This window comes from Roseateles sp. GW821-FHT09G09, from assembly GCF_059415965.1.
Genome location: NZ_JBWKOG010000003.1, coordinates 127670 through 152773, shown reverse-complemented (window position 1 = coordinate 152773; position 25104 = coordinate 127670). Strand labels below are relative to the sequence as shown.

The window sequence follows — 25104 nt, the reverse complement described above, 5'->3', positions numbered from 1 at the left end:
CAGGTCCCTCCCATGAGCAGCATCGGCCAGCGTTCCTACGAATCGACTCCGTTCCTCCGCGTGTCCTTCCTGGGACTCGGCGTGATGGGCTTCCCGATGGCAGGCCATCTGGCCCAGGCCGGCCAGCAGGTCACGGTCTACAACCGTTCGCCGGCGAAGGCCCAGGCCTGGACCTCGGAGTTCGGCGGCCATTCCGCCGCGACGCCGCGTGAAGCGGCCCAGGACGCAGACATCGTCTTCTGCTGCGTCGGTAACGACGCCGACCTGCGCTCGGTCGTGCTGGGCGCCGACGGCGCCTTCGCCGGCATGAAGCCGGGCGCGGTCTTCATCGACCACACGACCGCCTCGGCCGAAGTCGCGCGCGAACTCGCTGCCGAAGCGCAGAAGCTCGGTCTGCACTTCATCGACGCGCCCGTGTCGGGCGGCCAAGCCGGCGCAGTCAACGGCGCGCTGACGGTCATGTGCGGCGGCGAGGAAGCCATCTTCGACAAGGTCCGCCCCTACGCCATCCACTTCGCCAAGGCGGTCACCCGCGTCGGCGATGCCGGCGCCGGGCAGCTCGCGAAGATGGTCAACCAGATCTGCATCGCCGGCATCGTCCAGGGGCTGGCGGAAGCCATCGCGTTCGGACAGAAGAGCGGCCTGCCGATGCCGCTGGTGCTCGATGTCATCGGCAAAGGCGCGGCGCAGAGCTGGCAGATGGACAACCGCGGCAAGACCATGATCGAGGACAAGTTCGACTTCGGCTTTGCCGTGGACTGGATGCGCAAGGACCTCGGGCTGGTGCTGGACGAAGCCCGCCGCAATGGCGCACGGCTGCCGCTGACGGCGCTGGTCGACCAGTTCTATGCGGATGTGCAGGAGATGGGTGGGAACCGCTTCGACACCTCGAGCCTGATCAAGCGCCTGCGCTGATCAAGCGACTGTGATGTTCGACGGCCGCTGGCCCTCACCCCTGCCCTCTCCCGCAAGCGGGAGAGGGAGCAAGAAGGCCTCGGCACTTTCACCGCCCAGGGCGCTTGATGAGGATGCTCTCCCGCAAGCGAGAGAGGGGGCAAGAGGCGCCGTCGCCGCGAGCGGAGCCGGTCGGACTCCCTCTCCCGCTTGCGGGAGAGGGTGGGGGTGAGGGCCAGCGGCCGCTGCAGTCAGAAAAAACGGCGCCGGCCGCTTGCGCGGTCCGGCGCCGTTGTCTTTGGCGCTTATTGGATCGGCAGGCGTGATCAGCCGCCCGACTGACGCGGCGCGTCCAGCCCCCCGCCCAGCACCTTGTAGAGCTGCACCTGGTTCTGCAATTGCGCCAGGCGCACCTGCAGCGCCGCCTGCTGCGCGGCGAAGGTCGCGCGTTGGGCGTCCAGCAGATCCAGGCTCGAGGCCGCGCCGTTGCGGAAGCTCAGGTCGACCAGCTCGAGCCGCGTCGCTTCCGCGGCCGCCTGCGCATCCTGCGCGCGCAGCTGCTCGTCGAGCGTGGCGCGTCCGGCCAAGGCGTCGGCCACTTCCTTGAAGGCCGTCTGCACGACCTTCTCATACTGGGCGACCGCGATCTCGCGGTTGGCTTTGGCCGCATCGACGTTGTTGCGCACGCGGCCCGCGTCGAAGATCGGCATCAGCGCCGAGCCCGCGATGCTCCACGCGCTCTGGCTGAACAGGTCGCGCAACGCGCTGCTCGCCGTGCCCACGCTGCTCGTCAGCGTGATGCTCGGGAAGTAGGCCGCCCGCGCGACGCCGATGTTGGCCTCGGCCGCCACCAGCTGCTGCTCGGCCTGGACCACGTCGGGCCGGCCCACCAGCACCTGCGACGGCATGCCCGCCAGCAGCGCGCCCATGGTCTGGTCGCTCAGCGGCCGGGCCTGCGGCAGCGCCTCCGGCACGCCCTGCCCCACCAGCAGCGTCAAGGTGTTCAGATCCTGCTGCCGGGTGCGCTCGGCTTGCGCCAGCGTCGCACGCGCCGCTTCGTACGAGGACTTCGCGGTGCTCAGGTCCAGGTTGGACGCGGCGCCGTTGTCGAACTTCAGCTGCATCAGCTTCAGGCTGTCCTCGCGCGTCGCCAGGGTCTGGCGCGTCAGCGCCAGCAGCTCCTCGTCGGCCTGCACCGCCAGGTAGGCGGACGCGACGCCGGCCACCAGGCTGATCTGCGCCGAGCGCGCCGCCTCGCCCGTCGCCAGGTACTGCGCGAAGGACGCGGCGCTCTGGTTCTTGACGCGGCTGAAGAGGTCGAGCTCGTACGAGGTGATCTGCAGCCCCGCCTGGTAGGCGTTGACGATGCGGCTGTCGCCGTTCGCCGTGGTCTGCGGTCCGCGTGACGCCGAGAAACCGGCGTTGACCGTCGGCCAGCGGCTCGCCGCCGTGACGTTGGCCTGCGCCCGCGCCACGTCGACGTTCAGCAGCGCGATGCGCAGGTCGCGGTTGTTCTTCAGCGCGAGGTCGATCAGCTGCTTGAGCCGCTCATCGCGGAAGAACTGCTGCCATTGCAGCTCGGTCGCCGCCTTGGCGTCCGCCGCCTCGGCGCCCGGGCCCTGCGGCCACTGCGGGGCCACCGGCGCGTCCGGACGCTGGTGGTCCGGCGCGAGGTTCACGCAGCCCGTCAGCAGCGCCACGGTCGCGGCCGCGGCGGCCATCATCGAAAGTTTGCTCGTCATCATGCTCAGACTCCGTCCGCGTTCTTGGCGGCCGCGATGGCCTTGGTCGGATCGGGACCGTCCAGTTCGTGGGCGTACAGCTTGTTCTGGCGGTCGCTGCCCTTGAAGAAGCGGCGCACCACCAGGAAGAACACCGGCACGAAGATCACCGCCAGCAAGGTCGCGGTGACCATGCCCGACAACACGCCGGTGCCGATGGCGCGCTGGCTCGCCGAGCCCGCGCCGCTCGCGAAGAACAGCGGCGTCACGCCCAGGATGAAGGCCAGCGAGGTCATGATGATCGGGCGGAAGCGCAGGTGCGCCGCCTCCAGGATCGCCTCGACCAGGCCCTTGCCCTGCGCCTGCAGGTCCTTGGCGAACTCGATGATCAGGATCGCGTTCTTCGCCGACAGGCCGATGATGGTGATCAGGCCGACCTTGAAGTACACGTCGTTGGGCATGCCGCGCAAGGTCGCCCCCGCCAGCGCGCCCAGCAGGCCCAGCGGCACCACCAGCATCACCGACATCGGGATGGACCAGCTCTCGTACAGCGCCGCCAGGCAGAGGAAGACCGCCAGCAGCGAGAACGCCAGCAGGATGCCCGCCTGAGAGCCCGACAGCTGTTCTTCACGCGACAGGCCCGTCCACTCGAAGCCGATGCCCGGCGGAAGCTGCGAGACCATGTTCTCCAGTTCCTTCATCGCCTGGCCCGAGGAGACGCCCGGCGCGGGATCGCCCGCCAGGCGCATCGCCGGATAGCCGTTGTAGCGCGTGGCCTGCATCTGGCCGGTGATCCACTTGCTGGACGCGAAGGCCGAGACCGGCACGTTGGCGCCCGCCGCGTTCGTCACGTTCAACTTGAGCACGTCTTCCGGGGTCGAGCGGCGCGCCGCATCGGCCTGCACCACGACGCGCTGCATGCGGCCGGTGCTCGGGAAGTCGTTCACGTAGGCCGAACCCAGCTGCGTGCCCAGCACCCGCGCGATGGTGTCGAAGCCGACGCCCAGCGCCTGCGCCTTGGCGCGGTCGATGTCGATCTGCAGCTGCGGCGCGTCTTCCAGACCGTCCGGGCGCATGCCGGTGATCAGCTTGCTCTTGGACGCCATGCCCATCAGCTGGTTGCGCGCGTTCAGCAGCGCCTCGTGGCCGAGGCCGGCGCGGTCCTGCAGACGCAGCGCGAAGCCGGTGGCGTTGCCCAGTTCCTGGATCGGCGGCGGCGAGAGCGGGAAGATGAACGCGTCACGCACGCCGCCCATCATCGCCCCCATCACGCGACCGGCCACCGCCTGCGCGCTGTGGTCCTTGCCCTTGCGCTCGTCCCACGGCTTGAGCGGCACGAACACCAGCGCGGCGTTCTGGCCCTGGCCGGAGAAGGAGAAACCGATCACGCCGATGGTGTCGGCGACTTCCGGCTGCTTGTGGAGGAACTGCTCCAGCGTGGCCACGGCGGCTTCGGTCCGGTTGGACGTCGCGCCCGGCGGCAGCTGCACGTTGACGATCAGGTAACCCTGGTCCTCGTTGGGCAGGAAGGACGTCGGCATGCGGACGTACAGCCAGCCCACGACCGCGACCACGGCGACAAAGGCGACCATCATCGGCCCGGCGCGCTTGAGCAGCTTGGCGACCCAGCCCTCGTAGCCCTTGGCGGTGCGCGAGAAGCCGCGGTTGAACCAGCCGAAGAAGCCGCGCTTCTCGTGGTGGTGACCGGCGTCGACCGGCTTGAGCAGCGTCGCGCACAGCGCCGGCGTCAGCGACAGCGCCATCAGCGCCGACAGCGCCATGGAGGCCACCATCGCCAGCGAGAACTGGCGGTAGATGTTGCCCACCGAGCCGGCGAAGAAGGCCATCGGGATGAACACCGCGATCAGCACCGTGGTGATGCCGATGATGGCGCCCGAGATCTGACTCATCGCCTTCTTGGTCGCCTCACGGGGGCTGAGGCCCTCCTCGCTCATGATGCGCTCGACGTTCTCGACGACCACGATGGCATCGTCCACCAGGATGCCGATCGCCAGCACCATGCCGAACAGCGTCAGCACGTTGATCGAGAAGCCCAGCGTCAGCATCACGCCGAAGGTGCCCAGCAGCGCCACCGGCACCACCAGCGTCGGGATCAGCGTGTAGCGCCAGTCCTGCAGGAACAGGAACATCACCAGGAACACCAGCACGATCGCCTCGATCAGCGTCTCCACCACCTGGGCGATGGAGATCTGCACGAACTTGGACGAGTCGTACGGGACCTTGTATTCCACGCCGGCGGGGAAGTACTTCTTCAGCTCTTCCATGCGTGCCTTGACCGCCTTGGCGGTGCCCAGCGCGTTGCCGGACGGCGACAGCTGCACGCCCACGCCGGTGGACGGCTGGCCGTTCAGTCGCGCGTAGGTGCTGTAGCTCTGGCCGCCCATCTCGATGCGCGCGACGTCCTTCAGCTTCACGGTGGAACCGTCGGTGTTGGCGCGCAGCACGATGTTGCCGAACTGCTCCTTGTTCTCCAGCTGCCCCTTGACCACGATGGTCGCGGACATGGTCTGGCTGCTGGTGTTCGGGCGGTCGCCCAGCACGCCGGCCGGCACCAGCGCGTTCTGCGCGGTGATGGCGGCGTTGACCTCGGCGGGGCTGAGCTTGTACGACTCCATCTTGGCCGGATCCAGCCAGATGCGCATCGCCTGCTCGGAACCGAACAGCTGCGCCTGGCCGACGCCGGCGATCCGCTGGATCTCGGGCACGACGTTGCGGGCGGCGTAGTCGCCCAGCGCGATCGGGTCCATCGAGCCGTCCTTGGACGACAGCGTCACGAACAGCAGGAAGTTGGAACGCGCCTTGTCGACGCGCACGCCCTGCTGCGTCACCGCGGCGGGCAGCCGGGGCGTCGCGCGCGACAGGCGGTTCTGGACTTCCACCTGCGCCAGGTCGATGTTGGTGCCCGACTCGAAGGTCACCGTGATGGCGCCCGTGCCGTTGGCCTGGCTGACCGATTCCATGTAGGCCAGGCCGGGGGCGCCGTTGAGCTCCTGCTCGATGACGGAGATCACCGACTCGTCCAGCGTCCTGGCCGACGCGCCCGGGTAGGCGACGTTGATGGACAGCGACGGCGGCGCGACGGTGGGGTACTGGGCCACCGGCAACTGGGTGACCGCCACCCCGCCGAAGACCAGGATGAACAAGGCGATCACCCACGCGAAGATGGGGCGATCAATGAAGAAACGTGCCATGTCTTGGATCCTTCCTGAGCGTCAGGCGCTCAGCGGCTCGACGCGGCCGAGGCTGCGGACGCCGCGCCGGAGGCGGCGCTGGCCGGGTTGAACGGCACCGGATTGACCGGCGCGCCCGGCACGAACATCTTCTGGAAGCCGTCGGCGATGACCTTCTCGCCGGCCTTCAGGCCGTCGAGCACCACCCACTGGTTGCCGATCGCGTTGCCGATCTTGACCTTGCGCGGCGCGGGCTTGTTGTCCGGACCGACCACCAGCACCGTGTCGCCGGACGAACCGCGCGTCACCGCCTGCTGCGGCAGCAGGATCGCGGACGGCAGTTCCGCCTGCGCCACGCGGACGCGGACGTACTGGCCGGGCAGCAGGGCGCTGTCGGGGTTCGGCACTTCGGCGCGCAGCGTCACCTGGCCCGAGGTCGGATCGACGGTCAGGTCGGTGAACAGCAGCTTGCCGGTGCGCGGCAACACGGTGCCGTCGTCGCCGACGATCTCCACCTGCGCGGCGTTATTGCCCGCGCTGCGCAACTGGCCCGCGGCCAGCGCGCGGCGCATCGCCTGCACCTCATTCGCCGACTGCGTGAAGTTCACATAGACGCTGCTGACCTGCTGGATCAGCGCCAGCTGCGTGGCATCCGCGGCGCCGACCAGCGCGCCTTCCGTCACCAGCGCGCGACCGATGCGGCCGGCGATGGGGGCGTAGACATGCGCGTAGTCCAGGCTCAGCTTGGCCGTCACCGCGGCGGCCCTGGCGGCGGCCACGTCGGCGGCGGCGGCCTTGGCGGTCGCGACCGAGGTGATGTACTCCTGCTGGCTGATCGCCTTCGCGTCGGCCAGCGGCTTGTTGCGCGCGGCCTGCGCCGCGGCCTGGGCTTCATTCGCCTGCGCCTTGGCCACGTTGGCGTTGGCGCTGTCGAGCTGGGCCTGGTACGGCGCCGGATCGATCAGGAACAGCGCCTGGCCGGCCTTAACTTCGGAACCTTCGGTGAACAGGCGCTTCAGGACCACGCCGTTGACCCGGGCCCGGACCTGCGCGGTGCGCAGCGCCTCGACGCGGCCCGGCAGTTCGGTCTGCAGCGCGACCGCCTGCTGACCCACCGTGACGACGCCGACATTGGGCGGGGGCATGCCGCCGCCCGCCGGGCCACCCTTGCCTGCGGCCTGCTCGTCCTTGCCGCAGGCGGACAGCACCGCCGCGATCGAGATCACCAGCGGCAGCAGATAAAGCATGCGCGCGCCAGCCTTCAGGCTCGGGCGCTCCGACCCCGGCGTTGCTTTTGTCAGAGGGGTAGAGATCACGATGGAATTCCTCTCGAAGTACAGATTCGCAGATTCAGGGGGTCAGCCCGGCTCGGACAGCCGGGCGCACAGGGCAAACCGCGGCCCTACCGGCACGACGTACGGCAACGGTACGGTTCGACCGAAGTGGCGCAGTATATACATACATTCATGCATGTATGTTTCTGCCGCGTTCTTCTACAATCGGACGATGGCCCGCCGCACCAAACAAGAAGCCCAGGAGACCCGCGCCCGTCTGCTCGACGCTGCGGAGCAGCTGTTCCATGAGCGCGGCGTCTCCCGCACCTCGCTGCAGGACATCGCGCAGGCCGCCGGCGTGACCCGCGGCGCTGTGTACTGGCACTTCGAGGACAAGGTCCAGCTCTTCAACGCCATGATGGAACGCGCCACCATGCCGCTGGAGGAGGACTTCGAGGCGTCGGTGTCGCCCGGGCCGGACCGGCCATTGGACGACCTGAGGCTGAGATTGATGAACGTCATGCACTGCGCGGCGTTCAATGCCCGCACGCGCCGCGCTTTCGAGATCGCCAACCTGCGCGTCGAATTCGTCGGGGAGATGGCGTCGATCCGCGGCCGCAAGGTCGCCGCCCATCGGGAGTGGACCGACCACAACCGCGAAGCCTTCGAGCGCGCCAAGGCGCTTGGCCAGTTGCCCCCGGACGTCGACGCCCACCAGGCCGCCATCGGGCTGATGGCGCTGGTCGGGGGATTGCTGCATCACTGGATCCTGGACCCGGAGGCCTTCGACCTGATCGGGGTCGGTCAGGCGCGGCTGGAGCATTACCTGTCCTCGCTGACGGTGGTGGTGCCCAACCGCTTCCCGCCGCTGACCGCCGCCGAGCGCGGCGCGTTGGGCCGGCAGCCGGTCTGCGACGCGGGCCGCGACGATCCTCCCGCGGCCGGTGAGGGCGGCGAGGGCGGCGGGCACGAGGGCGGGGACGCTGCGGACGGGGCGGCTCCCGTCAATCCTCGGGAATAACGGGCTTTCCGTGGGAAAGCCCTGGATTTATCCAGGGTGCCTCGGGGTCTCCCCCAGGGTGCGGCGACAATACCCGGTTGCCCACGCCCGAGCCGCCGCCGTGTCCATCGCTCCTCCGCCTACCCGTCCGCTGTCCGATCTGAAGAAGACCGGCCAGAAGGCGCTGACCTCGTACCGCCCGTTCTGGGCGAAACGTTTCGGCCCTGCCCCCTTCCTGCCCATGTCGCGGGAGGAGATGACGCAACTGGGCTGGGACAGCTGCGACATCATCATCGTGAGCGGCGACGCCTATGTGGACCACCCGAGCTTCGGCATGGCGGTCATCGGACGGACGCTGGAGGCGCAGGGCTTCCGCGTGGGGATCATCGCGCAGCCGGACTGGAACTCGCCGGACGCGTTCCGGGCCCTGGGCAAGCCCAACCTGTTCTTCGGCGTGGCGGCCGGGAACATGGATTCGATGATCAACCATTACACGGCGGACCGGAAGATCCGCTCGGACGACGTCTACACGCCGGGCGGCGGCGCCGGCAAGCGCCCCGACCGCGCGACGCTGGTCTACACGCAGCGCTGCAAGGAGGCCTTCAAGGAAGTCCCCGTGATCATCGGCGGCATCGAGGCCTCGCTGCGCCGCATCGCGCATTACGACTACTGGCAGGACAAGGTCCGCCGCTCGATCCTGGTGGACTCGAAGGCCGACCTGCTGGTCTACGGGAACGCCGAGCGCGCCATCATCGAGATCGCCCACCGGCTGTCGCAGAAGAAGCCGATCGAGTCGATCACCGACGTGCGCGGCACCGCCTTCATGCGCAGGCCGGACGACGCCGCGCTGGACGGCTGGTTCGAGATCGACTCGACCGACGTCGACGCCCCCGGCAAGATCGATGCGCTGCTGAGCCCCTACATGACCACCGAGGAAGCGGCCGCCGACCAAGGCACCGATTGCTCGAAGCAGCAGGAACAGGCGCAGGCCGCCGGCGCACCGGGGGCACCGGGCACACCGGGCGCCCCGGCGTCGGGTGCGCCGCCGCAGCCGGGCATGCCCGAGATCAAGCCGATCAAGATCATCCGCCAGACGCTGTCGAAGACCGACGGCCGGGCGCTGGTCACGCCGCGCGACCGCACCGTCATCCGGCTGCCGGCCTACGAGCAGGTCAAGAGCGATCCGGTCCTCTACGCCCACGCCAACCGCGTGCTGCACCTGGAGACCAACCCCGGCAACGCGCGCGCGCTGGTGCAGCGGCATTCGTCCGGCGGCGTCGATCGCGACGTCTGGCTGAACCCGCCGCCGATCCCGCTGACGACGGTCGAGATGGACCACGTCTTCGACCTGCCCTACGCCCGCAGCCCGCACCCGGTCTACGCCGACGAGAACGGCAGCCACGACCACGCCACCAAGATCCCGGCGTGGGAAATGATCCGCTTCTCGGTCAACATCATGCGCGGCTGCTTCGGCGGCTGCACCTTCTGCTCGATCACCGAGCACGAGGGCCGCGTGATCCAGAGCCGCAGCGAGGACTCGGTCATCCGCGAGATCGAGGACATCCGCGACAAGGTCAAGGGCTTCACCGGGATCATCTCGGACCTCGGCGGCCCGACCGCCAACATGTGGCACATCGGCTGCAAGAGCCCCGAGATCGAGGCCGCCTGCCGCAAGCCGAGCTGCGTCTATCCGGGCATCTGCCCGAACCTGCACACCGACCACGGCCCGCTGATCAAGCTGTACCGGCGCGCCCGCGCGCTGCGCGGCGTCAAGAAGATCCTGATCGGCTCCGGCCTGCGCTACGACCTGGCGATCGAGTCGCCGGAGTACATCCAGGAGCTGGTGACCCACCACGTGGGCGGCTACCTGAAGATCGCGCCGGAACACACCGAGGGCGGCCCGCTCTCGAAGATGATGAAGCCGGGCATCGGCACCTACGACCGCTTCAAGCAGCTGTTCGAACAGGCCAGCGCGGCGGCGGGCAAGAAGCAGTTCCTGATCCCCTACTTCATCGCGGCGCACCCCGGCACGGCCGACGAGGACATGATGAACCTGGCCCTCTGGCTCAAGCGCAACGGCTTCCGCGCGGACCAGGTGCAGACCTTCTATCCGAGCCCGATGGCCACGGCCACGGCGATGTACCACTCGGGCAAGAACCCGCTGAAGAAGGTGACGCGCGACAGCGAGCCGGTCGACATCGTCAAGGGCGAGCGTCGCCGACGCCTGCACAAGGCCTTCCTGCGCTACCACGACCCCAACAACTGGCCGCTGCTGCGCGAGGCGCTCAAGGACATGGGCCGCGCCGACCTGATCGGCAACGGGAAGCACCACCTGATCCCGACCTTCCAGCCGGCGACCGACGGCGGCTACGAATCAGCGCGCCGAAAAAACTCGACACAGGCCGGTGAGAAGGTCGCGCCGAACAAGCCGCGTTCGGGCCAGATCCTGACGCAGCACACCGGACTGCCGCCGCGCGTGACCGGTGCGAAGCCGGCGCCGCGTGCCCAGCTCACAACGGGCGGCAAGTCCGTGCCGGGTGGTAGCAAGTCCGCGCCGACGGGCAAGCTGGCGCCGAAACCTGCCTCCAAGCGCGGTCAGCGCTGATCGTCGGCAGGTGGCGCCGCCGGCTTCACCCACTGCCAGACCTTCCATCCCAGGCTGATCCAGGCCCAGAGGCGGGCGATCCGTCCCGGCGAACTGTCGGCGGCCTCGGGGCCGTGCCGGCGGAAGGCTCTGATCAGGCCCGCCAGACCGCCGGCCGCAGCCAGCGCGGCCACCGTCCGCCAGAGCCTCGGCACGCTACCCGCCAGCCGGTAGAGCGCATGCCCGCGCTCGGCCCATCGCATCGGGCCTTCCAACCCCTGCACCTCGTTCCGCAAACCGAGCCGCAGCTCGGCGCTGCGCAGCTGCAGTTCGAGTTGCCGCAGTTGGAGCCGCTGCTGCGCGTCACCCCACATCACCGCCGGGCTCCCTGGCCGTCCTGACCGCCCAGGCCGCCCTGACCGTCCTCGGGCTCGAGCGCCCGCCGGTCGCGCGCCAGCTCCGCGACGCTCGCCGCGAACGGCTTGCCCGCCGCCAGCTGCTGCTTCGCCCAGTACCAGCATCCCGCGGCACCGATCAGGAAGGCTGTCCCCAGCCCCGCCCCCACCGGGGCCCGCCAGACGTCGGGCACCCACAGCAGCGCCGCGAACACCAGCATCAGCAGCGCCGCCACGCCGAGCATCAAGGCCAGCAGCAGCGCGGTCAGCGCGCCGAATAGGCGCAGCAGCTCCGACTGCAGTTCGACGCCCAGCAATTCCAGCCGCACGCGGGCCAGTTCGAGCGCCCGGTCGGCCACCCGCCGCAGCCGCTCCGTCAGCCCGGGATCGCGTGAATCCATCGATTGTTTCTCCTCTGTGTCCGCCTTCTCCGTGTGCGAAAGCTATCACTGAATCGGGGGAAACGAGGGCGTTCTTTGTCCGATTCGGCCGCGGGCCTTGGGCTACAGTGCGGTAACGCCTGGTTGCGCGGCCCCCGCGCCGCCGGCCTGACAAGGTCCATTCAATGCCTGATCGCCAGCACACGCCGCACTCCGCCGTCGATGACGACGACCTGCTGCAGTTCCTGGACGACCACGACCACGCGGTCGAGGAGACCGGCGAAGCCGGCAAGCCCTGGCGGGTGCTGATCGTCGACGACGACACCGACGTCCACAAGGCCACCGAGCTCGCGATGCAAGGCCTGCAGGTCGAAGGCCAGCCGCTGACCTTCCTCCACGCCAAGTCCGCCGCCGAGGCCCGCTCGCTGCTGGGCCACGAACCCGACATCGCCGTCGTGCTGCTGGACGTCGTCATGGAGTCCGACGACGCCGGCCTGCAACTGGTGCGCCACATCCGCGAGGAGTTGCGCCAACGCGCCGTGCGCATCGTGCTGCGGACCGGCCAGCCCGGTTACGCGCCGGAGATCGAGACGGTCCAGGCCTACGACATCAACGACTACAAGACCAAGTCGGAACTGACCCGCACCCGGCTCTACACGGTGCTGACCGCCGCGATCCGGTCGTACCGCCAGATCCGCGCGCTGGAGGCGAACCGGCAAGGCCTGGAGATGATCGTCGAGGCCAGCACCGAGCTCGGCCGCCAGCACGGCCTGCACCGCTTCGCCGAGGGCGTGGTCACGCAGCTGTGCGCGCTGCTGGGCACGCTGCCCGAAGGGCTGGTCTGCGTGCAGGCCAACAGCCTCCACAGCGGCGACGCCAGCGGTGAGGCCCGCGTCATCGCGGCCGCCGGCCAGTACAGCTCGCTGATCAACCGGCCGCTGCACGCGGTGCCGGCGGGCAAGATCCGCGAGCTGCTCGGGCGCTGCCTGTCGGCGGGCCACAACCTGTACGAGGACGGCTGCACCGTCCTGTTCTTCGGTCTGCCCAGCGGACGCGCGATGGCGGCGCTGGTCGAGGTCCAACGCGAGCTCGACGAGCTCGACCGCCAGCTGCTGCGCGCGTTCTGCTCCAACATCGCCGTCGGTTTCGAGAACGTCATGCTCTACACGCAGCTGACGGACCAGGCCTACAACGATCCGCTGCTGCAGCTGCCCAACCGCACCCGTTTCATCGAGCTGCTGGAGCACAACCTCAAGTCGCCCGAGGGCATCACGCTCGCGCTGATCGACCTGGACGACTTCGCCGACGTCAACGACGCCTTCGGCCACCGCTTCGGCGACCAGGTGCTGCAGGCGGTGTCGCAACGCCTCGCCCAGCGGCTCGGGTTCAACACCGCGATGGCGCGGATCTCGTCGAACGCGTTCGGCCTGCTGGGACCGGACGACATGGTCAACGGCCAGCGCATCGGTACCGCCTTCGAGGACCCCTTCACCGTCGCCGGCGAACGGCTGCAGCTGTCGGCCACGACCGGCCTGGTGCGACTCGCCCAGTCGCGCGCGCTGGGCTCCGAGCTGCTGCTGGACGCGCAGATCGCGCTCAAGCGCGCCAAGGCGGGCAACCGCGGCGCGTCGCAGTACTTCTCCCCGGAAATGGGCATCGACGCCCGCGAGCGCTTCAAACTGCTCAAGGGCCTGCGCGCGAGCTTCGAGGAGCGTCGGCTGTTCGTCGTCTACCAGCCGCAGGTCGAGCTCGCCACGCACCGCGTCATCGGCGCCGAGGCGCTGCTGCGCTGGCGCACGGACGAAGGCAAGTTCGTGCCGCCCGACCAGTTCATCCCGCTGGCCGAGCAGTCCGGCCTGATCGTCCCGATCGGCGAATTCGTGCTGAGGACCGCCTGCCGCCAGGTGCGCCAGCTGCGCGACGCCGGTTACTCGGACTTCCGCATCGCGGTGAACATCTCGCTGGCGCAGTTCCGCCATCCGGCCTTCATCGACACGGTCCGCCGCGCGCTGGCCGATGCCGACGTGCCCGGCGCCGCGCTGGAGCTGGAGATCACCGAGTCGATGGCGATGGAAGAGGTCTCTGCCGTGCTGCGCGTGCTCGCGGAGATCCGCGGCACCGGCGCTTCGGTCGCGATCGACGACTTCGGCACCGGCTTCTCGTCCCTGAGCCAATTGCGTCGCCTGGACGTCGAGCGGCTCAAGATCGACCGCGCGTTCGTGCGCGAGGCGCAAAGCTCCGCCGCCGGCGCGACGATCGCGCAGATGGTGGTGAACCTCGGGTGCAGCCTCGGCATGCGGGTCGTCGCCGAAGGCATCGAGACCGAGGAGCAACGCCAGCACCTGCTGGCGCTGGGCTGCCATGAAGGCCAGGGCTGGCTGTTCGCCAAGCCGATGCCGGCGGACGAACTGGACCGCTGGCTGGCCGCGCCCAAGGCCTGGGAGACGAATCCGCCTCCGGCGGCCGCACCTGCGGTGCTGGCGCCGCCCTGCGCCGCGCCGGTCAACGGCGGACGCTGATCGACTGCGGCGCGAACGCCGCCGCCGATCTCCTTCCCGCTCAGCGGCGGGTCAGCAGCAGCCCGATCAGGAGGCCGACGCCGGCCGCGACGCCGACGGATTGCCACGGGTTGTCATGCACGTAGTCGTCGGTCGCCTTGCCGGCGGCCTTCGCGCGATCGACCGCCGCCGACTGGAACTCGCCCAGGCTGGACTTGGCGCGGTCCAGCGTCGACTGGACGCGGGCCCGCAGCTCGGAAGCACCGGCGCTGGTCTGGTCGGCCGTGGCGCGCAGCAGCGACTCGGCGTCGCTCACCACCTGGTTCAGGTCGTTCAGCAGGCGGTCGGAGGGAGAGGTCTTGGCCATGAGCATGACTCCTTTTGGTCGGTTTGTGGGATCAGAAAGCGCATCGGCGCGGGCCGGAGTCCGGTTGTACGTCTGTCGAGCAGTCCCCGGCAAGTCGCCCCGACGGGTGTCCGACCGCGGCACACGGTCTTGCCCATTCGCCAATGCAACAGGCCCTGCCCTGCCCTCCGGCAGATTTCGCTCCCGGGTCGGGACGCGTCAGCGCGGGAATCACCGGCAAGAACCGTCATCGTCGCCGCAAACGGTGTAGTGCCGCACCAGGAAATAGCGCTCGCGGCGTTCGCCTTCGACGATCAAGACCTGACCCTCCAGCGCGTCCAGTTCCGGATCTCGGAAGGGATTCGCGCCGGCGCGGCGCAGCACCACGCGATCGCCGCCGGTCACGGCGAGCAGCAGCGCCAGGCGTTCGCTCTTGCTGCCGGCGTCGGCGCGCTCCCGGCACAGGCGGCCGCGCAGGCGCTCCGAAGGTCCGACGGCGGCGTCGCCGTGGTCGTCGTCGTGGTCGTCGTGGTCAGCGGGCATGCATGCGTCTCACGTGCAGGAGCCGGCCGTCCTGTTCGGTGGCGATCAGCGCCAGCAGCCGGCGATCGACCCAGCCCTTGTAGACGTGGACCGTGCGCTGGCCGGGCGCGCCCGCGATGCGGTAGCTGATGGGCGTGCAGTGGTCGGGAGCGATGCCGGACTCCTTGAGCATCGGCTGCACGGCCTCGGCCACGGCCTTGGCGGGCGCCGCGTCGGTGGGCAGCAGCCGGGGCAGCGAACGCGCCAGGTTGCGTCCCTCGCGCTCCAGGCGCTCGCGCCTCAGGCCGCGCACACCGCGGTCCTCGACCGTGGCGAAGGCCTTGCGGAACGCCTTCGTCCGCGACAAGGCATGACCCGACCCCGCGACCGGCTGCAGCGACGGATCGCCCAGCAGGTAGAACTGCCCCAACGTCTTGAGGTCCATCGGATCGAGGTGGGTGCGCTCCCCGGCGAATTTCTGACGGGCCTCGAGCAAGGCCCTGCCCAGGGAGGCGCCGGCCAGCACGCGCTGCAGGAAATACTGGCAGATCAGGTCGGCCGAGCCGTTGCCGTCGCTGGGGCCGTAGGCGACGGTCGTGCTGCCGACGAAGCCGCAGGCGCCATCGGCCAGGTAACGCAGCGCCATCGGCCACTCGCCGTCCGCCAGCGCCGGATCGAAGAGCTGCGCGCCGTAGCAGCACTCGGCCGCGACGACGGTGCCGGCGGTGACGCGGTCGCGCAGCAGCGCCGAGCGCAGGGACACCGGGAAGTCCTCGCCGCGCTGGCCGTAGTACTCCGGCATGTCCTCGGCGCCGTGACAGTTGATGAAATGCATCCGCGGCGCCAGATCGGCCTTGGCCCACTTCGGTCCGCCGGGCGGCGACAGGTGCAGCCGGTCCGCGTTGCCGAAGGTGTTGGTCAGGCTGAGGCGCGTCGAGCCCTGCCAGACCTCGGCCGACAGGCCGAAGCTGTCGGCGAAGGCATCGCGCGGCAGGCCCTTGTGGCGGGCGGCGGCGCGGATCAGCTGGAGCAGCAGCGCGGGTGTCGTCGCGCCGGCGAGGTCCGGCAGCCGGCCGACGACGCGCGTCGGCCCGAGGAAGCGGTTCGGGTCGGTCGAGTAGGCGGCCTCGCAGGCATACGGCAGGTCGCTGGGGACCAGCTTGTCCGAGTCACCGAGCTCGCCGCCGTGCGCCGGATTCTTCAACGGGACCATCGGGAGCACGTCGGGCCCGCCGAGCAGCACGAAGTAGTGGGGCAGACGCGCATGGGCCAGCGCGTCGATGGCCCCCTTGAGCGACTTGGCGTCCGGCCGCGCCGGCACGGGCGCGACGCCGTAGGGCTTCATCGCCGAGGCGAGGTCCACCGCCACGACCAGCGTGTCGACGCCGCGCCGCTTGTCCGCGGTGGCCAGCGCCTTCAACGCCGCGTCGATCTTCGTGAGCGCCGCGGCGCCGTACTTGGCGCGCAACGCGCCGCGATGAACGATCACCAGCTTGTCCATGGAGGTCCTCCTCGTCGGTCGTTCCGGTTCTCGGGCCGGAAAGGCCTGATCCTAGGCATCGGCGGCCCGTGCGGCAATGCACGAGCGTGGGAGGCCCATGCCCGCCTGTCATCAAGCGTGCATGCGGGCTCCCCCGGCTGACCGCTGGCTGGGCGTCGGCCGCGCGCCGCGCTCATGTCCACGTCAGCGCCGCGACATACAGGTGGTTGACCTTGTGGTACCTGCGCAGCACCAGGCTGGCCGTCTCCATCGTGGCGCCGCTGTCGACGACGTCGTCGATCAGCAGCGCGTTCCACAGGCCCTGGTTGCGGACCTCGTCGTGCAGGGAGAACGCGTTGACGAGGGCGAGCATGCGTTCCTCGCGCGTGGAGAAGTCCGTCAGCGGGCACGACAGCGGCGTCTTCAGCAGCAGCCGCTCGAACACGGGAACCCGCATCTGCAGCGCCAGTTCGCGGGCGACCAGCGACAGGGGCTGCCAGGCCCGCACGCGCGACGGCGGCATCGGCACGATGAACCCGACCGGTCCGAGACGCGGCAGGATGAAGTTGCGCAGCGCGCGGGCGAGCGGCTCGGCCTGCGACCTGTTGCCACGGTGCTTCAGCTGGAACAGGGCCTCGCCGACGTCGGTGCGGGTGTGGTCGAAGCGCGGGCGACCTTCGCGGTCGTCCCCCAGGTAGACGCTGCTGAGCACCTGCTTGTCGAGCACGAAACCCGCGGTCCACGGACCTTCGATCTGCCGGAGGGAGACTTTCATCGAATCGCCTTTCGAACGTGGAAAGGCGTCTTGGTTGGCGGAGCGAACGGATGGTTCGAGCTGCACCCGTTCGCGCATCCGAGGTCGGATCGCCTATGCTGAAGCCTGGCTTCGTCCCCGAACTGTTGCCCAGGAGTTGCGATGAAACCCACGCCCGCCGGCTGGCCGCGTCTGTCCAGCGCCGTGTTCTACGACAGCGCCGCCGAGGCGATCCCATGGTTGTGCGAGGCCTTCGGGTTCGAAGTGCAGATGCGGGTGGACGGGGATGACGGCTCGGTGGTCCACAGCCAGCTGACCTTCGGTGACGCGCTGATCATGGTCAGCGAGTGCGGCGGCGGCGAACGCTCGGAGCGCTTCGGCATCCCGCTGCGCAGCCCCAAGGGCGTGGGCGGCGCCAACACGCAGAGCCTGATGGTGTACGTGGACGACGCCGCCGCGCACTGCGAACGCGCCCGCGCGGCGGGCGCCACGATCGTCTACGAACCGAAGATCGAGGACTACGGCCCCGAGTACTGGGCCGACAAGAGCTACGGCGTGCTCGACCTGGGCGGCCACCTGTGGTGGTTCGTGGAGCGGGTCAGGGGCTGAGGCCCCCGGCACGCCCCCGCGCGACCTCACCCCTTGCGCTTCGCCAGGATCGCCTTCCCCACGCGCGAGACGGGCGGCCGGCCCAGCACGCCGGAGATGAACGCGCCCGCGTCGACGAGCTTGTCGATGTCGATGCCGGTCTCGATGCCCAGGCCGTTCAGCAGGAACACCACGTCCTCGGTTGCGACGTTGCCGGTCGCGCCCTTCGCGTATGGACAGCCGCCGAGGCCGGCGACGCTCGCGTCGAAAGTGTGGACGCCCATCTCCAGGCAGGCGTAGATGTTGGTCAGCGCCTGGCCGTAGGTGTCGTGGAAATGCCCGCTGACCTCGACCAGCGGATAGTGCTTGAGCGCCCGCGCCATCGCGGCCTGCACCTTGCGCGGCGTGCCGACGCCGATGGTGTCGGCCACGCCGAGGTGGTCGACGCCGATGGCCTTCATCAACTGGACGACGCGCTCGACCTCATCGGCCGACACGTCGCCCTGGTACGGGCATCCGACGGCGCACGACAGCGCGCCGCGCACCTTGATGCCGGCCTCGTGCGCGGCGGCCACCACCGGCGCGAAGCGCTCGATGCTCTCGGCGATCGAGCAGTTGATGTTCTTCTGCGAGAAGGCCTCCGACGCGGCCGCGAAGACGACGATCTCGTCCGGCTTCGTCGGCAGCGCGCCTTCCAGGCCCTTCATGTTGGGCACCAGCACGCTGTGACGCACGCCGGGCCGGCGCTCGATCGCCGCCATCACCGCCGTGTTGTCCGCCATCTGCGGCACCCACTTCGGCGAGACGAAGCTGGTGACCTCGATCTCCTTCAGGCCGGCGTCCTGCAGCAGCGAGACGAGCTTGGCCTTGTCGGCCGTGCCGACGTTCTCCTTCTCGTTCTGCAGGCCGTCACGCGGGCCGACATCGACGAGGGTGACGCGGGTGGGCAATGTAGTCATCGCTTGATCCTCAACTCAGTCTCACGCCTGCAGCCGAAGCAGCTCGGCGCCATCACCGACCTGGTCGCCGATCGCGAACAGCAGTTCCGCCACCACACCGTCGCGCGGCGCGGTGATCGTGTGTTCCATCTTCATCGCCTCCATCACCGCGAGCGGCTGGCCCTTGGTGATCGCATCGCCCGGCTGGGCCAGGAAAGCCACCAGCTTGCCGGGCATCGGCGCGGTCAGTCGACCCGCTTCCGATTGACCCTGACCGGCGTGAGCGATGACGTCGACCTCCGTCACCAGCGCCGAGCCATGCGCACCGAACACCGCCACCTGCTCGCCGACCTTGTAGGTCGACACGGTGACGCGACGCTCGCCCAGGTAGAGCTCATGCTGCTCCGGTCCCTTCGAGCGCACCGCCAGCGCGATCGACTCGCCGCCAACGGTCAGCGACAGGCTGCCGTGATGGTGGCGCGCTAGCAGCACCTGGTGATGCTCGCCGTCGACCTCCAGCTCGAAGCGGCGCTGCGCCGCGCCGAACATCCGCCAGCCGTCGCGGCGGCTCCACGGATCCTCGGACTCCGTCAGCGCTTCTTCCGCCAGCGTGTGCGCCACGACGGCCGCCGCGGCATCCGCCAGCGGCAGACCCGGCTGACCGAACAGCACGGCCTTCTCGCGCTCGATCAGCGCGGTGTCCAGGTCGGCGTTCGTGAACGACGCCGTCGCCGCGCAGCGGCGCAGGAACGCGACGTTGGTGTGCAGCCCGACGATGTGCGTGTCGCGCAGCGACGCGTCCAGCAGCGCCAGCGCCTGCTCGCGCGTCTCGCCCCAGACGATCAGCTTGGCGATCATCGAGTCGTAGAACGGGCTGATCGCGTCGCCCTCGCCCACGCCGGAATCGATGCGCACGTCGGCGCGGCGGAAGGCCTCATGCGACGGCCAGCGCGCCACCGACAGCGTGCCGGTCGCGGGCAGGAAACCGCCTTCGGGGTTCTCGGCGCAGATGCGGGCCTCGATCGCGTGGCCGTGCATGCGCAGCTGGTCCTGCTTCAGCGGCAGCGGCTCGCCGGCGGCCACGCGCAATTGCCACTCGACCAGGTCCTGGCCGGTGATCGCCTCCGTCACCGGATGCTCGACCTGCAGCCGCGTGTTCATCTCCATGAAATAGAAGCGGCCGTCCTGCTCGGCGATGAACTCGACGGTCCCCGCGCCCTGATAGCCGACCGCCTTCGCCGCCGACACCGCGGCGGCGCCCATCTCGGCGCGGCGCTCCGCCGTCATGCCGGGCGCCGGCGCTTCCTCGAGCACCTTCTGATGGCGGCGCTGCACCGAGCAGTCCCGCTCGAACAGGTAGACGCAATCGCCGTGGCTGTCGCCGAAGACCTGGATCTCGATGTGCCGCGGGCGCTGCACGTAGCGCTCGATGAGCACCGCGTCGTCGCCGAAGCTGTTGATCGCCTCGCGCTTGCAGGACGCGAGCGCGGCGTCGAATTCCTCGTCCGCGTGAACGGCGCGCATGCCCTTGCCGCCGCCGCCCGCGCTGGCCTTGATCAGCACCGGGAAACCGATGCGGTTGGCCTCGCGGCGCAGCAGCGCCGGATCCTGATCGGCGCCGTGATACCCGGGCACTAGCGGCACGCCGGCCTGCTCCATCAAGCGCTTCGATTCGGCCTTCAGACCCATCGCCTGGATCGCCGACGGCGGCGGGCCGATGAACACCAGACCGGCGTCGGCGCACGCCTGCGCGAACTCCTCGTTCTCGCTGAGGAAGCCGTAACCCGGATGGACGGCCTGCGCGCCCGTGGCCTTGGCGGCCTCGAGGATGCGCTGCCACTGCAGGTAGCTGTCGCGCGGCGCGGGACCACCGATGCGCACGGCCTCGTCGCAGGCCTGGACGTGGCGCGCGTTCGCGTCCGCGTCGGAATAGACGGCGACGGTCTTCACGCCGAGACGGCGTGCGGTGGCGGCAACGCGGCAGGCGATTTCGCCGCGGTTGGCGATCAGGATCTTCTTGAACACGGGTGTCTCCTCATGTTTCGGGTCCTCGACGCGTCGCGGCTTGTGGCCGCTTCGCGCCGGGTGCACCCGGACGACCGCATGTCGCGATCATCCGGGGCCGCGCGACGATCGTTGCCGCCGCGCTCGTCAGGTCGGGTCAGATCAGTGGCGATGGCCGCAGGACGCCGCGGCGTTCTCGCCCACCGGCGCGCAGCCGGGCACGGCGTCGGCGCTCAGCTCGGCCTCGGTCGCGCAGTGCATGCCCAGGCGGTCGATCAACTGGCGGTCCTTCTCGGCCTGCGGATTGCTGGTGGTCAGCAGCTTGTCGCCGTAGAACATGCTGTTCGCGCCGGCCAGGAAGCACAGCGACTGCATGGTCTCGGGCATCTCCTCGCGGCCGGCGGACAGGCGCACCATCGCGCGCGGCATCGTGATGCGGGCCACCGCGATCGTGCGGATGAACTCGAACGGGTCCAGCGCCTCGGTGCCCGCCAGCGGCGTGCCTTCGACCTGCACCAGGTTGTTGATGGGCACCGACTCCGGGTACGGATCCAGGTTGGCCAGCTGCGCGATCAGGCCGGCGCGCTGGCGGCGGGTCTCGCCCATGCCGACGATGCCGCCCGAGCACACCTTCAGGCCGACGCCGCGCACGCGCTCCAGCGTGTCCAGGCGGTCCTGGTAAGTGCGCGTCGTGATGATCTGGCCGTAGAACTCCGGCGAGGTGTCGAGGTTGTGGTTGTAGTAGTCCAGCCCCGCCTCGCGCAGCTGCTCAGCCTGACCGTCACCCAGCATGCCGGCGGTCAGGCAGGTCTCCAGGCCCATCGCCTTGACCTCGGCAATCATCTCGCCAATGGCTTCCAGGTGGCGCTCCTTCGGCGAGCGCCAGGCGGCGCCCATGCAGAAGCGGGTCGCGCCGTTGGCCTTGGCGGCGCGGGCGGCTTCCATCACCTCCTGCAGCGGGATCAGCTTCTCGGCCTTGAGACCGGTGTCGAAGTGCGCGGACTGCGGGCAGTACTTGCAGTCTTCCTCGCAGCCGCCGGTCTTGATCGACAGCAGCGTGGACAGCTGCACCGCGTTCGGATCGAAGTGCTCGCGATGCACCTGCTGCGCGCGGAACAGCAGGTCGTTGAACGGCAGTTCGAACAGCGCGGCGATCTCGTTGACGGACCAGGGCTTGGCGTTGCGACGTTGCTCGTCCGTGGTGGGCGTCAGCGTCTGGATCTGGTTGACGGTCTGCTTCATCGTCATGCTTTCAATGCGTTCAACAGCAGCGGCTGCTGCAGGTGCGCGGCCACGGCCGCGGGAGAGGGATCTTGGAGTCGGGGCACATGGCCCCAGCACGGCACGCTCAAGGCCTCGTCGAGGCGCGCGCGCAAGGCGGCCAGATTGTCCGCCACATGCGGCTGGTGGGGGTCGGCGGTGTTGGCGACCCAGCCGGCCAGACGCAGGCCGCGCGCCAGGATGGCCTCGGCCGTCAGCAGCGCGTGGTTGATGCAGCCCAGCCGCAGCCCGACCACGAGCACCACCGGCATCGCCAGGTCGACGGCCAGGTCGGCGGTGTCCCAGTCGTCGGTGAGCGGCACGCGGAAGCCGCCGACGCCTTCGACCAGGGCGAAATCGCCCTTCGAGGCCGAGCGCCGGATCGCCGCCAGCAGGGCGGCGCGGTCGATGGCGCGGCCTTCGAGCTTCGCGGCGATGTGCGGCGCGCAGGGCTCGCGGAACTGCAACGGGCCGACCTCGTCCATCGTCATGCCCTGCGTCTGCGCGGCATGCAGCTGGGCGACGTCCTCGTTGACCCAGACGCCGTCGGCGTTCTGCGCCTGGCCCGCGGCCAAGGACTTGATCGGCGTGACGTAGCGGCCCAGGCCGTCGAACGCACGAGTCAGACCGGCGGTGATGCAGGTCTTGCCGATCTCCGTGTCGGTGCCGGTGATGAAGAAGCCGTGGAGCGGAGGCATCGGCTTCGCTGCGGCGACGTTGGCGGAGGCAGTGGCAGCCGCGCTCATGCGCAGGCCTCCAGCGCGGCGACCAGGCGATCGACGTCCGCCTCGGTGTGCGTCGCGCACAGCGTGATGCGCAGACGCGCCTCGCCCTTGGGCACCGTCGGCGGACGGATGCCGGGGACACGCAGGCCTTCGCGCTCCAGCGCGGCGGCGAGGGCCATCACCTCGGCGTTGCCGCCGACGATCAGCGGCTGGATCGGCGTCTGCGAATCGGCCAGTCGCCAAGTCAGCGTCGGATGGCGATCGAGCAGCGCGCCGATGCCTGCGCGCAAGCGCGCCTGCAAGGCGCGCAACGACGCACGACGCGCGTGGCCGACGTCGCCGCGGATCAACGCCAGGCTGGTCAGCAGCGCGTGCTCCACCGCCGGCGGCGAGGCCGTCGAGAAGATGTAGTTGCGGGCCGCCTGCAGCAGGTAGTCGGTGATCGTCGGATGCGCGACGACGAAGGCGCCGGCGAGTCCCGCCGCCTTGCCCAGCGTGCCGACGAGGATCAGGCGCTCGCTGCGCAGCTGGAAATGCTCCAGGGAGCCGACGCCGTTCTCGCCGAGCACGCCCAGCCCGTGCGCGTCGTCGATGATGAGCCATGCGTCGAACGCCTCCGCCGCGGCCAGCAGCGCGGGCAGCGGCGCGATGTCGCCGTCCATGCTGAAGACGGCGTCCGTGACGATCAGCTTGACGCGCGCCGTGCTGGCCGCGAGCTGCGTGCGCAGGTCCTCGACGTCGCAATGCGCATAACGCGAGACCTTGGCCTTCGCCAGTCGCGTGCCGTCGATCAGCGAGGCGTGGTTCAGCGTCTCGCTGAAGATCTCCGCGTCGGCGTCGCCCAGCGCGGTCACCACCGCCAGGTTGGCCATGTAGCCGGTGCAGAAACCGATGGCCTTGGCGTTCGGGATGTGGGGCTCGAACCAGCGGCCGAGCAGCGCCTCCACGTCGTGGTGCGCGCGCGAATGCCCGCTCACCAGCGGCGACGCACCCGAGCCGCCACCGTAGACCTGCGCACCTTCGCCCAGCGCCGCGGCCACCGCCGGATGCGCGGCCAGGCCGAGGTAGTCGTTGCTGCAGAACATGGTCAGCTCGCGCGCGACGCCATCGGCGCCCCGCACCGTCTGACGCGGCGCGGTGCCGGTCTCCGCGATGCGGGTGAAGCGCGTCAGGTCCTGGGCGCGGATCGCGTCCAGCTTGGATTGCAGGTGATCAAGCAGCATGGAGCACCTCCGCCAGCGTCGCGCTCACAGCGCCCGCGAGGAACTTCGCGGCCGCTTCGTCGATCAGGTACGGCGGCATCAGGTAGACGGTCTGGCCGATGGGACGGATCAGCAGCTCATGCTTCCGGGCCGCGAGGTGGAACTTCTCGGAGAAGCGCTCGACAGGCGCCGTGGTCTTCGGATTGATGTCGAAGGCCAGGATCATCCCGCGCTGGCGCAGATGGACGATGCGTGGGTCGGCCGCCAGCGGCGCGAAGGCATCGGTGAGCCACGCGGCCTGCTGCTGGTTGCGTTCGAGCTGGCCGGCATCGAAGCGGTCCAGCACGGCATTCGCGGCGGCGCACGCCAGCGGATTGCCGGTGTAGCTGTGCGAGTGCAGGAACCCCCGCGTCACGTCCTGCGACCAGAACGCCTCATAGACATCGTCCGTCGTCAGCACCAGCGACAGCGGCATCGTGCCGCCGGTGATGCCCTTGGAGAGCAGCAGGAAGTCGGGCCAGTCAGCCTTCGTCGCAGGGGCCGTCTGCTCCCAGGCGAAAAACGTGCCGGTGCGACCGCAGCCGACGGCGATCTCGTCGGCGATGAGGTGCACCTTGAACTCGGTGCACAGCGCGCGCAGCGCCTTCAGGTAGCTCGGCGCGTACATCGACATGCCGGCGGCGCCCTGCACCAGCGGTTCGACGATCACAGCGGCGATGTGGTCGTGGCGATCGGCCAGCAGCGCGCGCATCTCGTCGATCGCCTGGGCCTCGTTGCCCAGCCGTTGGTCGGGCGAGGTCACGATGTGGCTGCGCATCAGCAGCGGGTCATAGGCGTCGCGGAAGATCGCGACGTCGGTGACCGCCAGCGCGCCGATGGTCTCGCCGTGATAACCGTTCTTCAAGCAGACGAACTCGCGCTTGTCCGTGAGTCCGCGATTGCGCCAGGAATGGAAGCTCTGCTTCAGCGCGATCTCGACCGCCGACGCGCCGTCGCTGCCGAAGAACACATGGCCCAGCGCGCCACCTGTTCGCGCGGACAGGCGCTCGGACAGACGGATCGCCGGCTCGTGCGTGCAGCCGGCCAGCATCACGTGCGGCAGCGTGTCGAGCTGCCGCTTGATCGCGTCGTTCAGACCCTTGTCGGCATGGCCGAACAGGTTGACCCACCACGAGCTGTTGGCGTCGAAATAGCGCCGCCCCTCGTGGTCGAACAGCCAGGGGCCCTCCCCCCGGGCGATGGGCAGCGGCGGCACGTCCTGCGCACGCGCCATCTGCGTGCACGGGTGCCAGACCGCCGCGAGGCTGCGGCGCTGCCAGTCTTGTCGTACTGCTTCAGACATTCAGGA

20 protein-coding genes are annotated in these 25104 nt (G+C 69.6%); 5 read left to right on the top strand and 15 right to left on the bottom strand.

The window, feature by feature from the left end; all coding sequences use genetic code 11:
• The first annotated feature begins 12 nt into the window (after positions 1-12).
• Positions 13-915 carry an NAD(P)-dependent oxidoreductase gene (locus AC07O8_RS09190; protein WP_495047735.1) on the top strand — a complete coding sequence of 301 codons (903 nt, stop codon included), beginning with the start codon at positions 13-15 and terminating at the stop codon, positions 913-915.
• Between the two features lie 305 nt (positions 916-1220).
• On the opposite strand, the gene AC07O8_RS09185 is transcribed toward AC07O8_RS09190, so the two are convergent.
• From AC07O8_RS09185 to AC07O8_RS09175, 3 genes are read right to left on the bottom strand one after another with little or no spacing between them, the layout of a single operon-like run.
• Entirely contained in the window at positions 1221-2636 is a 1416-nt protein-coding gene (locus tag AC07O8_RS09185; RefSeq protein ID WP_495047734.1) for an efflux transporter outer membrane subunit, read from the bottom strand.
• Positions 2637-2641: 5 nt separating this feature from the next.
• Positions 2642-5827, bottom strand: a complete 3186-nt coding sequence (locus tag AC07O8_RS09180) for an efflux RND transporter permease subunit (RefSeq protein ID WP_495047733.1) — start codon at positions 5825-5827, stop codon at positions 2642-2644.
• A gap of 29 nt (positions 5828-5856) precedes the next feature.
• Positions 5857-7053, bottom strand: a complete 1197-nt coding sequence (locus AC07O8_RS09175; RefSeq protein WP_495047732.1) for an efflux RND transporter periplasmic adaptor subunit — start codon at positions 7051-7053, stop codon at positions 5857-5859.
• A gap of 259 nt (positions 7054-7312) precedes the next feature.
• Between AC07O8_RS09175 and AC07O8_RS09170 the strand changes: the two genes are divergently transcribed.
• Positions 7313-8101: a TetR family transcriptional regulator gene (locus AC07O8_RS09170; protein WP_495047731.1), complete on the top strand. Its 789-nt coding sequence runs from the start codon at positions 7313-7315 to the stop codon at positions 8099-8101.
• 100 nt (positions 8102-8201) lie between these two features.
• A complete protein-coding gene (locus AC07O8_RS09165) occupies positions 8202-10685 on the top strand; it encodes a YgiQ family radical SAM protein (protein ID WP_495047730.1) in 2484 nt (827 codons plus the stop codon).
• On the opposite strand, the gene AC07O8_RS09160 is transcribed toward AC07O8_RS09165, so the two are convergent.
• Both AC07O8_RS09160 and AC07O8_RS09155 read right to left on the bottom strand, forming a co-directional pair.
• Positions 10676-11038 carry a hypothetical protein gene (locus AC07O8_RS09160; RefSeq protein ID WP_495047729.1) on the bottom strand — a complete coding sequence of 121 codons (363 nt, stop codon included), beginning with the start codon at positions 11036-11038 and terminating at the stop codon, positions 10676-10678. The genes AC07O8_RS09165 and AC07O8_RS09160 overlap by 10 nt on opposite strands.
• Entirely contained in the window at positions 11038-11460 is a 423-nt protein-coding gene (locus AC07O8_RS09155) for a phage holin family protein (RefSeq protein WP_495047728.1), read from the bottom strand. The genes AC07O8_RS09160 and AC07O8_RS09155 overlap by 1 nt, the downstream gene beginning before the upstream one ends.
• A 164-nt stretch (positions 11461-11624) precedes the next feature.
• Here AC07O8_RS09155 and AC07O8_RS09150 point away from each other — a divergent pair, with 164 nt between their 5' ends.
• Complete coding sequence (locus AC07O8_RS09150) at positions 11625-13958, top strand: GGDEF/EAL domain-containing response regulator (protein WP_495047727.1); 2334 nt, start codon at positions 11625-11627, stop codon at positions 13956-13958.
• A gap of 40 nt (positions 13959-13998) precedes the next feature.
• On the opposite strand, the gene AC07O8_RS09145 is transcribed toward AC07O8_RS09150, so the two are convergent.
• The 4 genes from AC07O8_RS09145 to AC07O8_RS09130 all read right to left on the bottom strand — a co-directional run bounded on the left by AC07O8_RS09145 (position 13999) and on the right by AC07O8_RS09130 (position 17060).
• Positions 13999-14304 carry an ElaB/YgaM/YqjD family protein gene (locus AC07O8_RS09145; RefSeq protein WP_297526327.1) on the bottom strand — a complete coding sequence of 102 codons (306 nt, stop codon included), beginning with the start codon at positions 14302-14304 and terminating at the stop codon, positions 13999-14001.
• Between the two features lie 210 nt (positions 14305-14514).
• Complete coding sequence (locus AC07O8_RS09140) at positions 14515-14826, bottom strand: hypothetical protein (protein WP_495047726.1); 312 nt, start codon at positions 14824-14826, stop codon at positions 14515-14517.
• Entirely contained in the window at positions 14816-16306 is a 1491-nt protein-coding gene (locus AC07O8_RS09135) for a C25 family cysteine peptidase (RefSeq protein WP_495047725.1), read from the bottom strand. The genes AC07O8_RS09140 and AC07O8_RS09135 overlap by 11 nt, the downstream gene beginning before the upstream one ends.
• Before the next feature lie 172 nt (positions 16307-16478).
• Positions 16479-17060, bottom strand: a complete 582-nt coding sequence (locus AC07O8_RS09130; protein ID WP_495047724.1) for a ComF family protein — start codon at positions 17058-17060, stop codon at positions 16479-16481.
• 141 nt (positions 17061-17201) lie between these two features.
• Between AC07O8_RS09130 and AC07O8_RS09125 the strand changes: the two genes are divergently transcribed.
• Positions 17202-17648: a VOC family protein gene (locus AC07O8_RS09125; RefSeq protein ID WP_495047723.1), complete on the top strand. Its 447-nt coding sequence runs from the start codon at positions 17202-17204 to the stop codon at positions 17646-17648.
• Between the two features lie 26 nt (positions 17649-17674).
• Here AC07O8_RS09125 and AC07O8_RS09120 read toward each other — a convergent pair whose 3' ends face one another.
• The 6 genes from AC07O8_RS09120 to bioA form a co-directional block, all read right to left on the bottom strand.
• Complete coding sequence (locus AC07O8_RS09120) at positions 17675-18586, bottom strand: hydroxymethylglutaryl-CoA lyase (protein WP_495047722.1); 912 nt, start codon at positions 18584-18586, stop codon at positions 17675-17677.
• Between the two features lie 21 nt (positions 18587-18607).
• On the bottom strand, positions 18608-20590 hold the full coding sequence (locus tag AC07O8_RS09115) for an acetyl/propionyl/methylcrotonyl-CoA carboxylase subunit alpha (protein ID WP_495047721.1): 1983 nt from the start codon (positions 20588-20590) through the stop codon (positions 18608-18610).
• Positions 20591-20731: 141 nt separating this feature from the next.
• Entirely contained in the window at positions 20732-21817 is a 1086-nt protein-coding gene (bioB, locus tag AC07O8_RS09110; RefSeq protein ID WP_495047720.1) for a biotin synthase BioB, read from the bottom strand.
• The gene (bioD, locus tag AC07O8_RS09105; protein ID WP_495047719.1) at positions 21814-22575 is read right to left on the bottom strand and encodes a dethiobiotin synthase; all 762 of its coding nucleotides are present in this window, start codon (positions 22573-22575) and stop codon (positions 21814-21816) included. The genes bioB and bioD overlap by 4 nt, the downstream gene beginning before the upstream one ends.
• On the bottom strand, positions 22572-23777 hold the full coding sequence (gene bioF, locus AC07O8_RS09100; RefSeq protein ID WP_495047718.1) for an 8-amino-7-oxononanoate synthase: 1206 nt from the start codon (positions 23775-23777) through the stop codon (positions 22572-22574). Before bioF ends, bioD begins: the two co-directional genes overlap by 4 nt.
• Entirely contained in the window at positions 23767-25098 is a 1332-nt protein-coding gene (bioA, locus tag AC07O8_RS09095) for an adenosylmethionine--8-amino-7-oxononanoate transaminase (RefSeq protein WP_495047717.1), read from the bottom strand. The genes bioF and bioA overlap by 11 nt, the downstream gene beginning before the upstream one ends.
• Positions 25099-25104: the final 6 nt, after the last annotated feature.